Genomic DNA, 16,240 nt, shown 5'->3' with positions numbered 1-16,240 from the left:
GATAACAGCCAACAGCACCCGCAAACGACAAACGATTCAGCGACGCCTTCAAAGAAACCACTACCGCAGAAGGCGGAAATTATGACCAAGCAGCAAAAGACAGTAAACGGCCTGACCATTACTAAGACCGCGACCGCGCTAACCGACCGCGAGTGGTTCGGGAGCTACTCGACTGGGGAATGGTACGAGGATACGGTGACGTACGTCGTCAGCTACACGGATGACGATTGCAGGCGACTGGAGGAAATCCGGGACAGCCGACCGAATCCGTCAATATCCGGATTGCCTCCGCTCCACTGGGAAGATCCCGAGGGCTGGGAAGCGTACGAAGCCCACGAAAAGCGGGCAGCGAAGTTCACACGAGCGATTGCACGCCGCAGGGATTACCTCGCGGCCCTCTACAACTCGCAATGAGTGCCCACCAGATCACCCATTCCAGGTAACCTGCCTCACATGAAACCTATTAAACCTTCGCAGAATTGGGGGTTGACAGCTCGCGCTGTTGAAGGTGTAGCTGTTGAAGGTGTAGCTGTTGAAGGTGTAGCTGTTGGAGGTGTAGCTGTTGGAGGTGTAGCTCATGGAGGTGTCGCCCATGTACCCGCCAAACGTCACAGGATCAATCTTTAAGGCATCGCAGGGTGAACGTGAGCACTAGCTGGCAGGATGACTGGGAGGGCTGTAGAGGCGTGAAAATCACGTGGGGAGATACTAGGCCAAGGTCTGGGAGAGGCTGACGCTGTGCCCCAGAGGGACCCACCCCACCCCTCGAATGGTTGGTTCTGCCTCAACCTCTCGCATCATGGCTCCACACCACGGAACACTTGGCCTGAGTGAGCGGAGACTCTCCGTTAGGGGGTGGGGCAGGTCTCCCCTAAGGCCCTATCCGGAACAGCTCCTGACTTGGGGCTAGCGTGCGTGTCAAACGAATTCCATACTCCCGCACAAGCAGTCGCGACATGAGCTCTCCACCGAAGATTATTCGAGGGTGGAACATCTCCCCTACCACCTCATGCCAGGTCAACCCATCAACTCAAGCAACCCCTCCCCACAGCACTTTCACACTGGCAGAGTTAATTGATCGCATGCGGTGACGTTGCCCGAAACTTTGGCCGGTGCCCCTCAGGAACGCTGGGCAGGGTGTTTGGGAAATTCACGACTTGGCAAGTAAACATACCGGCCCGTAAACCACGGACTCAACTCGATTATCGTCTATACGTGGTTGCCCGGCGAATGGACTTCGCTATGTACGTCGGAGACGGATCCTCACCGATTCTTTGCGTCGTCTTCACATCAACTTCGATTTGAACCCGATCGCCGTGGCTAATGGGACGCAGGTCCTCGTGCCCAATTTTTCCTGGCTTAATCGAGATCATCTCGCCGCTATCGAGTTGCAGGTGAATGCTGGAGATATCAGTAATAGTGTGGATTATGCCGTCCAACGTCTCAGGCTCGCTATCGAGCTTCCTGGAAGTGACAATGTCGGCAATTCTTCGAGCGTCGCCTGCCCGAAGACGTGTCCGAAGTGTGGGTTGGCTAGGTTCGCGCCACTCAACTTCAAGATCGAAATGGCCAGCCGAAACGGCTTTTGCCATCTCCGTAAGTGCAGATGCTGCGCGGGGCCCGAGTTCAACGACTTCTTCGAGGAATTTTCCGTCCTCCACATCAGGCCCAAGCTCAACAACCGAACTCAGTAAAAGGAGTGACTTCTTCATTGCCACATCAACCAATGGCTCTTCTGCAATATCGCCCATGGGAACATCGCCATTAGGATACAGTTCCTCAGCGGGAGCTTGCGCTGCAGTAAATTCCAACATGACTGAGCCGGGCGTCGCGCCAGCATTTAGTAAGAGTTTCGTTTGGGTCGAAACCAGTGGCGACATCCGGCCGCGCAATCCCTTGAAACCTAAAGACGAGCCTCCGATTGCGGTCACGAGCTTCTGCCATCTAGTCATAAGTATTCCGACTTCTTCGAGGGAAGCGGTGTGACCGTCCACTCCGTCTCCAGTTAGACGAAGGTGTCCTTCTGAGCGTTGTGTCCTACCAAGGGACTCCTGCGCAGAAATTGCGTCGAGACTAATTCGAGCGAGGTCTCTGGGCGTTTCCCAAGTAGCAATCCCTTCTGCCGCCTTCAGCTTGTTAGCTAACGTGGAAAGGTCCGGTTTGATCATATCCATCCAAAATCACCTCCACATATCCTCGCCTCGGATGAGAATCCAAGCGTACTGGGGTTGCTCCGTTAGGACCAGATCGCTGCTTTGACCATAGGTCGTCCCAATAGCCACGATTCTCATAGTATGTGCGCAGCTCCGGGGTGTCCCTCGCAGTCGTAGCGTTTGCTCTCCATGGAACTATATAACTGTCGATCCTTAGATCCAGTACAGATTTCACTGCACCCGGTTTTGCAAATAGGCCCAGTGCCCTATGCTGATCTTCCGTCAAACCTGCCAAATACTGCTCATCTACGAAGTAGATCGAATCAATGTCCCCAGGGTTTGGTTTACTCGTAAGGAATGATCCGCCAATCCATGCGGAACACAATGGGACATTGCTTCTAAGGAACTCGGTTGCCACCACCCATTCGTCTAGTAGTAAAGACCGAAAGCTTGTGGTCGCATATGACTTTCTAAGCTCACTTTCCGTTGCACGATAACGACCTTCTGGCAGCGCCTGAGTAGCGACCTCGATCCCCGGCAATTCAGCCAATATTCCTCCTATGTTTCGAATCTTTAGAATTCATTTGCCAGTTTCTCGTCGGATTGATCCCCGAGCATGTAGCAAGAAAGATTAGAAATGTGGCAAGTGGGCAATGCAGGTATCACGACTGGCTAGCTTATTCGCTGCGCGATTGAGGATTCCATTCCACCCGCATACCTCCGAGACGATCGCACTGGTATTTGCGCCATCGCTGGACGAGTTCTGAATCAACGATACGATAGCCGGAGCCGGGCTGATCCTTAGCCAGCACAACGTCACTAGCAGCAATTCCTTCAGAAACTAAAAACGCCAAGTGGAGATCCCGGCGTGACGGGCTGACGTGTGTAGCGCGAGCCTGCGTAGGACGCTCAAGTAACTTTCCTGTGACAGGGCATTCGAATGGCCCGTTTGCAAAGGCCTGCTCGCGAAATTGTTGTGTTATGTCGTCCGCGGCTTTAGTAAGTGCTTCCTGGAGGTTTTGCCACTTCGACGGTGTCTTCAAGACATCGTTGTAGCTAAACCGCTCTGGGCCTTGACCATTTTTCAGCATGGCGCGATAGCCGACCGTTGTATAGCCAACGTCGGAGTTATCCTGAATTATCCAGTGAGCAATCCCTGATCCGAATTTCGTTGCATATTCCGGGTGGGCTTCGGCAAGAAGGGTCAGTACGGTAGCAATGAGCGGGTCACCCACACGCGTGCCCGATGCGACTCTAGTGTGACCCGCGGATAGCAGAGCCTTCACTTCTGACTTGCTCCCAAAAGTAAGTTCCCCCAACTGATACTTGGCCAAACTACTCACTCTCACTCTCGTATTGTTCTTACGACTGCGGTGGCCGCAGGTTATTAGATTTTCACCGTCCAGTAGCTTAACTAGGCTTGGCGGTATCAGGCCTCGTAATTCTCGTGAGCAGGTCTACAGCCGAGGCCAAGTCCATGGCAGGGGCCGGTTGTTCAGGTTCTCCTTTGAGTAAAGGCTGCGGACCGAAAACACGTTTCGCAAACTCCACCCTCAAGGTGTCCTTCTGCCCAACGTCTCCCACGAGGCCGATGTAAGAGTCGAAAGTTCGGAGCTGAACGCTAATCGAATCTGCCCAGGTGGACAAGGCCCGGTGCTGCACGGCTTGCCGCCCCATGTACGCAGCAATTCCCAAGAGCCCGGTAACCACAGCGAGCCGCCAAGCTAGATCGGGGAGGCTTATCGGTTGGTAAGCCGCCCATTTTGGGGCGCGTTGGGAAATCTTGATCGCGAATCCAACGGCAATCACCATTCCAAGAATCGCCGTCGTTAGGAACGCCAGATACCAAATTTGATGCTTGGCATGGAATTCGCGGAAGTGCTTCACCAACTCGTTGTTGGATAGTTCTTGGGCCAAGGCTGCGTGCTGCAGTTTGATCGCGCTCAGATCAGCCGACGTCTCCATAGCTTCACCCAAGGCCTTATTGAGCTCACTACGCGTATTCTCACTTAGCGAATCTGTGAGATTTCGATTTATAGCCGCCTCAGCAAGCTCCGCATCGCGTTTTTCAACAGTCTCAATCAGGGCCGTTAATTTCAGTCGTCCATCTTCTAATTCATTTAGTGATTTGGCAACATCACGCTCAAGAATTATCCATTCGCGTTCTCTAAGTTCAGGGAACGTGAACTCTTGCAGGTCCGCAAAGTCTGCTTTAATCTGAGACATTCCATGAACTGCAATACTTTTGGTTTCATTCACATCTAAGAGAAGTTCAAGATTAGACAAAATTAATCGGATATGCCCCATGGCTTTTGCAACAACGGGACGGTCGCCAATCAAGAGCGAATTGAGTGTCGAAGCGAGTCCAGAAACTCCATTTATAAGTTCAGCAATGAACGATCCCCCAGACTTAGTCACTTTAGGGTCCACGACCGTAGTCAGAAAAGACTCCAGCTTCGATAAAAACGTATCCATCGCTGCAAACGCCGATAACGCCGAGTAGTTTTCCGCATTCTTCCGAGTGGTATGCAAGCTATTGCTAAACATCGCAAGAGCTTCTTGCGTCCTCCCCCAAGCTTCGTTGTCCCCTGGTGGGTTCCAAGTTAAGTTGTCCGACACTCTGACTGCTCCTGACTCTATTCGCCGCCCTCGCCGCACGCGTCCTTGAACTTCTGGGCGTTTACGGAATCCATCCCGAGTGATCATAACTCGGGTTGCGGAACTCCCATGATTGGGGCCGGTTTGACTCGAATTGTTGCTGGAATCCAATTACATTTTTTGAATCCCAGGCACCCGTGAACATTCAATATGTCAAACCGGCATACTCACATCAGCTCCACGCCCGTGCAATCCTGAGACCAATCTCTGACCCGAAAATTAGATTCAGCAAGGAAACTCGTCAGCACCTGCAGAGTTAATCGTTCATGCGTTGGCCTTCTCGGAATCTTTCGCCGGTACCCCTCCTTGACGCTGGGCAGGGAAATTCGGATCTCGGGAAGTCAACATATCGGCCCGTAAACCAGTACCGAACCAACCAAAGGTGCCTGGCGCAGGGGGCCTTGGTGCAAACAACACCACCAACCAGCCGCAACCACAATCCTTGAAACGGTCACCACTGAAGTAGGGATTGATTTCCCACTTGGCTAAGAGCCCATGTCGTGACATCTGATGGATTGAATGATAAAGGTTTCATATGCCTTACCGAAGCTGATGAAAACCGCTCGCATTACATTGGATGGGGACCATGAATACGAAGCTAATCGCAGGAACCGCAGTCGCCGCTCTTGTCTTGGGAGGTGCAAGCGGATTTTTCGCCGGAACGGGGATCGAGCGTCAAAAGTCCGAAGCGGCCATCGTTGAGGTCAACAAGGAGCACTCGAAAGAGATTGCTGGAGTCCGGAATATCGTGACCGACAAGGAGAATGCTCTGGCAAGCAAGACGACCGAGTACGACGAATTGGTGAGCGCTACATTGCTTGTCAACGAGGCCCATGACAAGTGCCTTGAATACGTGGACTTCTCTACCGGGATCATCGAAGATCTCGAGGATCTGGTCTATAAAAGTGCCGATGTGCTTGACAACGAGAACATATCGACGATGACCAGCTTCACCGAGTCCGCCAACACGTTAACGGATAGATACAAAGATGGTGATCGGATTGAGATGGTCGACATTGGGAAGAAATGCAAGATGGATTGACTTCGGGTTGACGGTCCGGCACCGACAAGCCGGCGACAATTTCCGAAAGCTACCTGACGAACAACTCAACACTTCTTGGTCTGCTAGGGCATGTTCGCCTAGCTAGTTGATCGAAGCCTGCTGCGTAGCGAACACGCCGAATCCCATTGCGTCCTATATGAACTCAAGACCTCTGGACTGATTCCTATGATGAAGAACCCCTGCGCCTGTCAGGGGTTCTTCGCTTCGTTCGGGCCACGTTTTAAACCAACGGGACCGTTTGGTGGCCGAATTCGTTCCTGCGTTCTATGCTCCGAGGTCATTCCGTGCATGCGCCACATACGTCGCGATTTGATCGGTTAGCGCTGCCAGCGTCTCCTCGATTTGTTGAAGTGACGACTTATACATCTCGAATCGCCCACGTTCGTCACTGCGCACCGAAGCTGAGCCCAAACGTAGAAAATATACAAGTTGGCTGTGACGGGTTTTCAAGCTCAATGCCTGCACAAATGCGAGGGAAGCGTCATGGCCTGCGATCAACTGCACATCCCGGGATACCGACAGTAGAGCTTTTTCACTGGATTCGAGGCACTTCTGCAAGATGTTATCTGAGATCGCGGCATCTTCTCTCAGCTCTGTATAAATCCCCATCATGGTGGCCCTCATCAGTTGGCCCTTCACCAGGTTCGCTGCATCTAAGTAGCTCTGCAAGAGTTCAACGCCGCGACCATGCAGCTCCTGTCGTTGGACTCGCCACTGGGAATGTTGCTCATCACGCTTGGCCCGAACAGCATCATCGCGAGCCTCTGCTCGAATCGCCGCTCTTTCTTCCTGCTCGCGTTCCAGTTGGTGTTCGCGCGCTTTCGTCTCGTCCTTCGTCCGGTTCGTGGCAGCCCGATTTGTTGCCACGTTGGAACGCCACTGAATCAGGGATGCGACAATGACTCCGAATGCAGAGATAATTGCAATCCAAATGGTGGCCATGGAGTTCTCCTTTGAAAGTGTGCCTAGCTCACCTTACGGTGCTGTCTCACAACCCAAGCCTGACAAATCATGTTGGGTGCTCGCATCACTTTGCGCGTCGATTTGCACTCCGCATGTGCAGAGCAAAGGGACAACACTCCTATCCGAGGGCCTGTTCTATCCAAAGTATGACAAAGGGAATGACTACAGCCGTACCTGCTAGCACTGATGCAAGTACAGTCATGCGCTTGTTGAACTTCCCTTGCTGTTCCTCGTGCCACTTCGCACGCCTGCGTTCACCTGCCAAGTCTTCGCTAAGCTGACGCATCGCCGCCAAGGTCTGCACTTGCGCTGTGCTGGCCTTGCTCAGCGCCGCCAAGGTCTGCACCTGCTCAGCAGCTAATAACGACAAGGCATCCAGCAGGGCAGTCTGCTTCTCTACCTCCGTCGCGGCGTCCTTCGCCACCTTCAACTGCTCTTGCGCAGTGGTAGGCCCGGGAGTGAATGCCAAAGGCTTGAGCTTTGGGATGCTGTACCCGGGCGCACCTCGAAGTATCGCCTTCGCTTCACGCTTATAGTCCTTGATCAAGCGGCTGGCGGGTGGTGGCTCGCTAATGGGCTTATCTAAATCCATGTCGTCATCCCTGTGAGTGATCCTGCTCTAAGTATGTCGTGAAATGCCGATAGGAAAGTGGTTTCCCGATTTCACCCTAAGTCCAATCAAACGTTCGTTTAGCGGGAGTACCGACAGTGACGCCAAGCGCTCCCGAAACAACCCAGAATTGACTCTCGGTTGTCATTCCCATAATCTAATCAACAAGAAGCAATCGAGAGACGTTAGATGGGACTCTACAACATGGCGCTTATCGGATACATGCGAGTCAGTACCGGCGGTCAGAATACGGACGGACAGTACGACGCGCTAATGAGAGTTGGCGTGAAAGACACTGAGCGGACGCTCTTCTCTGACGAAGGCGTAAGCGGTGCCCTGGCTAAGCGGCCACAACTCGATGCCTGCCTAAAAGAACTGCGCGAAGGTGACACCCTCATCGTCGCCAAGCTTGACCGCCTAGGCCGGTCACTCGGTAACCTCATCACGCTAGTGAACGAACTCAACAAGCGTGGCGTCAAGTTCAAGGCACTAGACAACGAGACGATTGATACGACCACGAAAGACGGGCGTCTCATGCTCAACATCTTTGGCGCACTAGCCGAATACGAAAGAGAATTAATCATCGAACGCACTAAGACCGGTCTCGACGCAGCCAAGGCACGGGGCCGCGTTGGTGGACGCCGACCAGTAGCCGAAGATGACCCAAAGGTTATCAAGGCGAAAGAGCGTCACGCGGAAGGGAAGATGACCCCGCAAGAAATTGCCGACTCCCTGAAGATTGGCGTCTCAACTCTTTACCGCTATATCAAGATCTAGCACCCGCCCAAAAGAACCCGAAACCAATGAAGGTTTGGGGTTCTTTAGCGCCTAGGCTATAAGCCACGAGTCCGGTCTAGCGCAGTATCCTTCGAGGTAACAAGCACATTACGGTGGCTCGTGAGATGGGCAGGAGCCGTGCCACGCTCGACCGCCGCATAGGCATCGCATCGCATCGGCACAATTGCATTTCGATGAGCAACGAATTCATGATCTTGGTCGCTCTGTTCACCGTACGCATCTCCAAATAACACCGTGCCGGATGTCGAATCATGGTTTCTGGGAACTATTCGCTTTGAGCAAGGCCTCGAGAAATGGGAGCTGGTCAATTACGACTGGCAATGGGGCAGCTGACTCCCATGGACCCGAGTGGCTTGTCGGCTCGGGTCCAAAGATCCTCTTGGCAAACTCTGCGTGCAGTTGGCTCCGCTGGCCGGGACTGTCTACTAACCCGGTATACGCATCAAAGGTTTGCAGTTGGATTCCAATCGCCTGAGCCCACACAACCAGCTGGCGATGCGTGGACGCTTGTTTCAGGAAATATGAGCCAAGTCCAACGAGGCTGCTGACAATAACGATCTTCCATGCGACATCGGCAGCCGAATAGATCGATCGGGGTTGCCAGGTTCCGAAGACGTCGACGCTCTGGTAGATGCCAAAGAGCGCACCAAATGCGATCAAAGCGATTCCCACACCTAAGTTCGTCCCAAAACGGACCGTATGCCCCTTTTCAAACGTAGAAAAGTGGCTAGTGAGTACCTGCTCAGCCTTGTCCTTGTTAAGGATGGCAAATCGTCGCTCTTGGGTTTCGAGCTTCGAGTCAAGGTCCTTCCACCTCTCTTGGATTGAAGCAAGCTCACTAGATGCAGAGCTCAAGTCGTCGTTCACGTTAGAAGTCATAGTCCTAGCAGAAATCGCTTGCTCTAGCGCTGCTTTGGCACCGGAAAGAACGCCCGCCGAAGCCCCCTCTGCTTCGAGCATGACGCGGTTCCAGTTATGTACGGTCTCTGCTGCCTGGCGCTTTTGAGCTTCCAAAGTTAGTTGCCGGACCGCCGCAAGGCTCGACATTGCAGCAGTGTAGGCAGATTCCCCATCCCCGAGACTTAAGTACTCTCGTATCCCATCAAAGAGATCGATCAGTTTCTGATCGAGAATGAAGAAATCGTCGTAACGCGACACCACATTCTTCTTGAACATCTCTGCCACCGCATCAAACCGGGAAGGGAGACTTATTCGAGCTGATTCTTCGCGGTTGGCAGCATGCGGCGCCTGGCTCAGGACTCCAGCCAATTCATTCAGCTCACGCTGAAGTCTCACCGACACTTCAGCTAGGAGAACCAATGGACCTGAAACTGCGTTGTGGTCAGGCGCTACTAGGCGCAGCTCGCCCAGCAAGCGACGGAAGGCGTCCCGAGGGTCCTCTTCATAGTCTGGGGGGATGTTCACTTAGTGCAAGCCTTCCTTCACATCATCGTTATGCTGACGTCTGCCATGTGGTCGCCTTTAACGTGCAAACCTTGCTCATTGCGTCTCAAATTTTGGGCGGTCGGCGAGCTGTTCAATCGAGGCCGTCAACACTGTCCTGTTCATTCTGAGCGTGTTCGAAACGGAGCGCTTCGGCGATTAGCCTTTGACCCCTGAATACGTAAATGCCAAGTGCAACGAATAGACCAGTAAAGACAAGGCCGACAGGCGCGCCAGCGGTGCAGATCAGACCGATGAGACAACAAGTTATGAGGACCGTCCAGGCTGCGGCGGACCACACTCCGGGAGAATGCCTACGTTGTTTGTCGGCGAAGGTGATGTTTCGCTTACCCGATCTGTAGGTAGTAGTGTTTTCTCGATCGCCTTTGTACTCAAGACGACTTGTAGTTTGGGACCCGGCGAGTAGATCAGCAGAAGCCGGTTGCCGTGGCTTTTTAGGCATCGGCCGGGGTGAAGAAGCTGCGGAAACGCTGGCCTGCTTTTGACTCTTGGTTCCCCTAGACAGGTTGTTGGATTCCGGAATGTACGCATTTGGCACATCGTAGGATGAAGCTTCGGGAACCAAACCCGGCAGTGTGGGCATCATCCTGAGCCAAGCGTCTTGCAAGTCCGTTGCACGGGCACCTTGGACTGTGAGCTCTACTGCAAGCCCGGAACCTTTCAGTTTCGACCAGACGCCGAGCGTCTTGCCCATATCTTGTGAATGAGCAATTGTAGGCAAGAAGTGAAGCGAAGATGCTGGGGTTAGTTGACCGACGCGCTCTCCATCGAGCCGGACCTCCACTAGCTCCTTGATCGTCCCGTTTTTGAGGGTATTTACGAGGCTGTGCAATGAAAGCACTACCAAGCACTGTCCTCCGGGCGGAACATATTCAAAGAGATGCTGCAGGTGTTTATCTTCTCCAGTAACCTGTAGCGCGTTTCCCCAAGGCAGGATGGCAATGCCATCGAGTGTCTGGGCATTCAGCGGAACAAGAAATCCTGGATCGGGGAGCGCAACCCTGATATTGACTTCGAGCTCCAACCGTGTGCGCCCGTTTTTGTCCCATTTGGTGCGGTTGTAGGCCAAGACGTTACCGTTAGTCACCGCTACTGCACCCGACATCGCAATTCGGTGGATCTCCTTGTGCCACTTTTGTGCGTCATCACTCGATAAGTAACCCACAACGTCACCGTCGATCCGAGCACTGATGGCATCACCGTTCGGGCTATACGGATTGTCAGGTTCCGGTACTAGATGAACCCGAACGTCGACCTGTTTTGAGTCGCCGGCTTTGGGTCGCCCACCGATCATGCGGATGATGGTGCTCTGCCGGTAATACTCACCGACGAGATCAACATTGGCCCAGTTGGCATTCGGCAATTCATACTCGATCAAAACTTCCCCATCCCCGATATTTAGGTCTTGGCTAGTCGCTTTTTGCCGCTGTGCTCGCCGTGTGTCGTTTCTAGCTTTCGTGCACTATCAGCGTTCTCCAGTGATCATAACCCCGGTGGCGATATCACTGAGGTTAGCAACTGGTTCAGCTAGATTGGGCCACCGAAGAGCTACTGGGCAGCTTATGACGTGAATTGCAATGATTGGGTCCCCGATAAGTAGCTAGCCGGATAGAGACCCTTTTCCCCCCTCAAATGAGAGGAGCTCTTCCATATTCTCAACGTGGTGCTCCTGAATCGCGACTCACGAGCAAAGTTAGTTGGACTTAGCCCACTTGTCGTGACGTGCTAAGAGAGCTTCCTGCGCTGGTTTAGCTACCGAGTCACTTAACAAATCGAATTTGAACCCGAGAGCAATAGGGTCAAAGCCAGGTTTGAAAATGAAGCCAAACCCGTCAGGGGCTATTGTCCAAAGGTTCCTGTCGAACATCTTATGGTGATTGGCACACAAGAGGATTCCGTTTCGAGAATCATCGGACCCACGATCAGCCTTGGGATGAACGTGGGCAGCCTCAAACACGGAAGGCTCCATGATCCCGCAGGCCGCACAACCACCCGGATACTTCTTTACAACTTCGAAGGCGAATCGTTTCTGATTTGGGCGAACCGTCATCTTTCGAGTGGCGGTCGTCACCTCTTCGTCCGTCAACTGGAACGGCTGTTCACCGTCCGTGAACTCCGCCGCAGGTGGCAATGCATCATCGTGAACGAAGGTAATCAGGGCAGTATCAACGTTTAGATCGACTGCTTCGATGACCCCCCGGAAGATCTGCCTACGCGTTGGTTTCTCAGCGGGCGAGCTAATTAGGAATACTGGCATGCCAAGCTTGTGCGCCATGACCAGCGAGTCAATGTCTGACTTATCGTGCCCTGGTTGTTGAGTCTTTGGGAAGTGATAGATCATCCCGTCGCTTGTCATTTCATCCTCGTAATGCTTGCCCGTATGACGCATTGACACCAGGATGCCTGATGGAGCGAATTCCGTACGAGTCTTCTCTTTATCGGCGTAGACCCCTCGTGCACCGGAGTACATTCCCACTGCTCGAGTGTCTTCAGCGCTAGCCATTCCATCGCTCGACAACCGCCCTTGCAGCTCATTCCACATCAGTTCACGACGAGCTGTTTCACGCGCGATTTGCTTCGCATGGCGGACCGACAGGGTAGAAGCTAGAGCGCGCCCGCTCTCTGTTAGAGCCCAAACTCCTTGCAATCCTTCAACGAGTAAACCTTCGTTAACCATGGCCTGGCGTTCGAAGCTCGCGTTGTTGCGCCATTTCAATTCAGTTCCGCGTGAAGTTCGAATCTCAAGATCCTCCGATGTCCACAAATCGGCATACTCGGAAGCCATAGCATCAAGAACGTCGGCCCGTTGCCCCTTGAAATCGACCATAGAAACAAGGGTGCTGATAATACGTACTCTTAGGACAGAATTCGAAGTCAAGGTCATATTTGCATTCTCTCATCCGTAAATGACACATGCATGTTGCGACCTCACATCCTCGTCGTTGCTACTCAAGGGCGCTTATTTTGCTGGCAAGTCTACATCGGTGTTTCTAGATCATGACCCAGCCGGGAACGTCACCACGTTCATTACGTTTAATGTGCCCGGCTAACCTCATGAAACTCGTGCTGAGCCAGATCCCCATTCCGGCTACCAACATCCCCACCTGCCGTGCAATCCTCATGATCCTTCTCCTTGCTGGTTTGCGTCCCCGTGCGTTGAACTCACACCGAGACACGTGATGCGTAAATGCTTTTAGGTCTGTCCCCGGGATTCCTCACGTTCCGCGGACCCTTGTTCCAGCTGGGTCAGTTCTCGCTTCTGACTCCTGGATGAACCGTTGTTCTCTACGTCCAGCTCGGGCGCAGCTGCTGCTCTGTTGAAACCACGCGGGCTTCGTTTACCGGTGTTGGTGCAGGTTGGCCTCCTAGGTTGTAAGTCGTTAGTAATTCATATCGATCAGCGAGAGGCCCGGGAAAACGGCAAAAACGATCGTCAGGGGAAGTACGCCGAAGACAATGGGAACCATCATGCCAATCTCCTTTTTTCCGGCCGTTTCCATCAGCTCGCGCTTTGCTGCATCTCGTACGTCCTGAGCCTGCGCGCGCATGACCGCGGCAATTGGGGTTCCGCGTTCGCTGGCCACAGTGATCGCATCAACAAACCGCGTCATCGCCGTCAGCCGGATTCTGTCAGCCATCTCGGCGAGCGCTTCGGCAAGCGTCGCCCCCGCCCGCACGTGCGCCAACGTTAACGAAAATTCCTCACTTAGCGCTCCCTTGGATGTACGGGCCACCCGCTCGATGGATCCAACGGTGCTTTCGCCCGCGGCGACCGCCAAGGCCATCAGTTCGGCGATCGTCGGGAATTGGTTAAGGATCCGTCTACTGCGCTTGATGCTTTGCTGTCCCAAATACCAGTCTCGCAGCAGGTAGCCTCCGACGGCGCAGAAGATCAATACCACCAGGGCCAGCATCGGATTGAACCGTCCCGCGGCCATGTTTACACCGATCAATACCGCCCCTACCAAGGTCATCCCCGCGGACCACAACAGCTGTTGAGCACGGAAGTCGAGCACGCTCATTCGCAGCCCCGCCCGCAAAAGTCGCCGGGCAAGTGCCTCGCTGCTGGGATTAAAGCGTTGGGAGATCTTGGCCAGGTCGCCAAGGACGGGGCCGAGGATACGACCGAGTGGCCCAAAGGGCGTTTGTGCACTGAAGGGTTCGTCGAGCATTCGTGACCCGCTACGGCCCGCCCGCAAGTGCGGAGCCACACGTTGGGAAAACGTCACCGGGCGCATCTGCGGAATGCGTACTAACACCAGCCACAGACCGCTGCCCAAAGCCAGTCCCAGTACTAGGGCAAGAATCATGGTGCCGCTCATCTGAATACCCGCTCTTCCTCGGGCAATTGGCCGATGCGCATCATGGCCCGGTAGCAAATGAACGACACCACCAGTCCCCCAATCAGCACAAGCATTCCGCTGAAGGTGGAGTATGCGTAGACGGCGGCAGGTTGGCTGGCGAGCAACAGCAGGATGACCCATGGTGCGGCGATCGCTAGCCGGGCTGCCGAGACGGTCCAGGATTGCCGAGCTTCGAGTTCGCCGCGGGTCCGGGCCGAGTCCCGCAGGAAGGAGCTCAGGGTCCCCAGCATTTCTCCCAGGTCCGTGCCTCCGACTTCGCGAGTGATGCGCAGGGCTTCAACAATCTTGTCGGCCACCGGATCCGCCAGCCGCGCTGCCAAGCGTTCCAACGAATCGTTAAAACGGGCGGTGGCGCGATAGTCGAGGCCGAAATCGGAAAATGCCGGGCGTAGTGCCTCCGGCCCTTGTTGACCAAGTTGGGTCAGCGCCTCCGGCAAGGACATTCCCGCCCTAATAGCCGAGCGCAGGTGGTCAACGACATCTGGCCATTGCTCCCGAAGGTTCGCAGCACGCTTTGTTGCCTGATGGGAGACCAACATCCACGGCGCACACATGCCAAATCCGGCAAAGGTCAGGGAGATCAGCGGTGCCGCGGTCAAGATCAAGACGATGAGCCCAACGATGACCCCCGCTGTAAGCGAGGCAGAAATGAATCCACCGCGGCTCACCTTGTCCAGCCCCGCATGAAGCAGCAGATTTTCAATGCGTCCGGGCGACCCCCCAACGATCGGCCGGATTCGCGGGCTAAAAGCATTAAGAACAAGTAGCAGCCCGAACCCTAGGGTGAGGCCCAGAATGATGCTCATGCCACAAGCCGCCCGAGTTCGGCGATGTCGATCCCGGCATCGATCAACTTCTGGTGTGCGAGGTCCGCCGCGGGTTGAAGCCGAAGCGTTCCATCGGACTGGTCAAAGAGAATGCTTGTTTCGATCGCACCGTTTTCTACACGCCTGCCCAGCGCCATGATCTGCCCAACAAATCGGCGCCCGGTGGCGTCACGTCGGCAATGGACCACCAGGTCGATGCACGCAGCAACCGTGGGAACCACAAAGGCGGCGGAGATATTTTCTCCGGCGAGGAGTGGCAAGGTGCAGATCTTGGTGACCGCGTCGTGGGCAGAATTCGCGTGGATCGTGGAGAGCCCGGGAAGCCCAGAATTTAACGCGATTAACATGTCCAGTGCTTCGGCCTCACGAACTTCGCCGATGACTAGGCGGTCTGGACGCATACGCAGCGCTTCCTTGACCAGCTTGCGCATGCTAATTTCGCCCGTGCCCTCAAGATTCTGTTGCCGTGTCTGCATCCCCACCACATCGCGAAGATTGATTTGCAGCTCAAAAATCTCCTCGATGGTGACAACGCGTTCACGGCTTCCAATGGAGGAGGCCAGGCAGTTGAGCATCGTGGTTTTTCCCGATTGGGTAGCACCCGAAACGAGAACGTTGAGTCCTGCCCCGACGGCAACGTCCAGGTAGTGGGCCGCTTGCCGACTGAGCGAGCCGAGCTCCACCAGGTGCTCGAGCCGGCTGGCCCGAGCAATGAACTTGCGGATGTTTACCGCCCAGTGTTTTCGAGTGATGTCCGGGATCACCACGTGTAGTCGTGATCCATCGACCAATTGGCAATCGACAAACGGCTGGGAAAGATCAAGCCGGCGCCCCGACGACTTCAGCATGCGTTCCACCAAGGCAGGAATTTCGGCTTCGGAGAGCCGAATTGATGTCAGTTCACTGGTTCCACCGCGTGCCGCGTAGACCTCATGCGGCGAATTTAACCAGATCTCCTCTACCTCGTCGTCATCAAGTAACGGCTGCAGAGCCCCCAGCCCGGCCACCGTATCCATCACCCGCCGGCGAGCCAGTGACAGGTCCCCCAGTGCGGGCAGAACACCCAGCAAGGAACGTTGGTCGTATTCGCCGACGACGTCATCGATCAGTCGGCGGACCTCGGCAATCTGCGTGGCGGGATCTAGTCCCCGCCTGCGGATGAGTTCGCGTACCTCATCCTCGACGATCGCCAATCCTTCTGACATGATGCTTCCCCGCCCGTAAACCGCTTCCGGGGTAGGCCGGAAACGGTGCCGCTCGACGAAGCGGTCGGGAAGGGTTGGACGGGGTGCCTGCCTCGCATGTTCGGTTCCCGTTGGTGCTGGCGATCGGCGATATCC

14 protein-coding genes are annotated in these 16,240 nt (G+C 54.5%); 3 read left to right on the top strand and 11 right to left on the bottom strand.

What is annotated here, in order from left to right:
• Positions 1-81: 81 nt before the first annotated feature.
• The gene (locus tag KUF55_RS06280) at positions 82-414 is read left to right on the top strand and encodes a hypothetical protein (RefSeq protein WP_218818331.1); all 333 of its coding nucleotides are present in this window, start codon (positions 82-84) and stop codon (positions 412-414) included.
• Between the two features lie 788 nt (positions 415-1,202).
• On the opposite strand, the gene KUF55_RS06275 is transcribed toward KUF55_RS06280, so the two are convergent.
• From KUF55_RS06275 to KUF55_RS06265, 3 genes are all read right to left on the bottom strand, one after another.
• A complete protein-coding gene (locus KUF55_RS06275) occupies positions 1,203-2,174 on the bottom strand; it encodes a hypothetical protein (protein ID WP_218818330.1) in 972 nt (323 codons plus the stop codon).
• A gap of 656 nt (positions 2,175-2,830) precedes the next feature.
• Positions 2,831-3,439, bottom strand: a complete 609-nt coding sequence (locus KUF55_RS06270; protein ID WP_370630985.1) for a DUF3223 domain-containing protein — start codon at positions 3,437-3,439, stop codon at positions 2,831-2,833.
• A 124-nt stretch (positions 3,440-3,563) separates the two neighbouring features.
• Complete coding sequence (locus KUF55_RS06265) at positions 3,564-4,700, bottom strand: hypothetical protein (protein ID WP_218818328.1); 1,137 nt, start codon at positions 4,698-4,700, stop codon at positions 3,564-3,566.
• 697 nt (positions 4,701-5,397) lie between these two features.
• Here KUF55_RS06265 and KUF55_RS06260 point away from each other — a divergent pair.
• On the top strand, positions 5,398-5,853 hold the full coding sequence (locus KUF55_RS06260) for a SurA N-terminal domain-containing protein (RefSeq protein WP_218818327.1): 456 nt from the start codon (positions 5,398-5,400) through the stop codon (positions 5,851-5,853).
• A 285-nt stretch (positions 5,854-6,138) separates the two neighbouring features.
• On the opposite strand, the gene KUF55_RS06255 is transcribed toward KUF55_RS06260, so the two are convergent.
• Positions 6,139-6,816, bottom strand: coding sequence for a hypothetical protein (locus KUF55_RS06255; protein WP_218818326.1), 678 nt, complete (start codon positions 6,814-6,816; stop codon positions 6,139-6,141).
• Between the two features lie 139 nt (positions 6,817-6,955).
• On the bottom strand, positions 6,956-7,429 hold the full coding sequence (locus tag KUF55_RS06250) for a hypothetical protein (RefSeq protein WP_218818325.1): 474 nt from the start codon (positions 7,427-7,429) through the stop codon (positions 6,956-6,958).
• Positions 7,430-7,636: 207 nt separating this feature from the next.
• Here KUF55_RS06250 and KUF55_RS06245 point away from each other — a divergent pair, with 207 nt between their 5' ends.
• Complete coding sequence (locus tag KUF55_RS06245; RefSeq protein WP_304623554.1) at positions 7,637-8,224, top strand: recombinase family protein; 588 nt, start codon at positions 7,637-7,639, stop codon at positions 8,222-8,224.
• Between the two features lie 270 nt (positions 8,225-8,494).
• Here the strand turns inward: KUF55_RS06245 and KUF55_RS06240 are convergent, their stop codons facing one another.
• The 6 genes from KUF55_RS06240 to KUF55_RS06215 all read right to left on the bottom strand — a co-directional run bounded on the left by KUF55_RS06240 (position 8,495) and on the right by KUF55_RS06215 (position 16,105).
• Positions 8,495-9,670 carry a hypothetical protein gene (locus KUF55_RS06240; protein WP_218818324.1) on the bottom strand — a complete coding sequence of 392 codons (1,176 nt, stop codon included), beginning with the start codon at positions 9,668-9,670 and terminating at the stop codon, positions 8,495-8,497.
• A gap of 112 nt (positions 9,671-9,782) precedes the next feature.
• Positions 9,783-11,087 carry a hypothetical protein gene (locus tag KUF55_RS06235; protein ID WP_218818323.1) on the bottom strand — a complete coding sequence of 435 codons (1,305 nt, stop codon included), beginning with the start codon at positions 11,085-11,087 and terminating at the stop codon, positions 9,783-9,785.
• A 315-nt stretch (positions 11,088-11,402) separates the two neighbouring features.
• Entirely contained in the window at positions 11,403-12,593 is a 1,191-nt protein-coding gene (locus tag KUF55_RS06230) for an HNH endonuclease (RefSeq protein ID WP_218818322.1), read from the bottom strand.
• 496 nt (positions 12,594-13,089) lie between these two features.
• Complete coding sequence (locus tag KUF55_RS06225) at positions 13,090-14,031, bottom strand: type II secretion system F family protein (RefSeq protein WP_255557356.1); 942 nt, start codon at positions 14,029-14,031, stop codon at positions 13,090-13,092.
• Positions 14,028-14,879: a type II secretion system F family protein gene (locus KUF55_RS06220; protein WP_218818321.1), complete on the bottom strand. Its 852-nt coding sequence runs from the start codon at positions 14,877-14,879 to the stop codon at positions 14,028-14,030. Before KUF55_RS06220 ends, KUF55_RS06225 begins: the two co-directional genes overlap by 4 nt.
• Entirely contained in the window at positions 14,876-16,105 is a 1,230-nt protein-coding gene (locus tag KUF55_RS06215; protein ID WP_132364709.1) for a CpaF family protein, read from the bottom strand. The genes KUF55_RS06220 and KUF55_RS06215 overlap by 4 nt, the downstream gene beginning before the upstream one ends.
• Between the last annotated feature and the right edge of the window lie 135 nt (positions 16,106-16,240).

This window comes from Paeniglutamicibacter sp. Y32M11, from assembly GCF_019285735.1.
In the GTDB taxonomy this organism is placed as follows: domain Bacteria; phylum Actinomycetota; class Actinomycetes; order Actinomycetales; family Micrococcaceae; genus Paeniglutamicibacter.
This window is presented reverse-complemented; position numbering and strand designations above follow the sequence as displayed.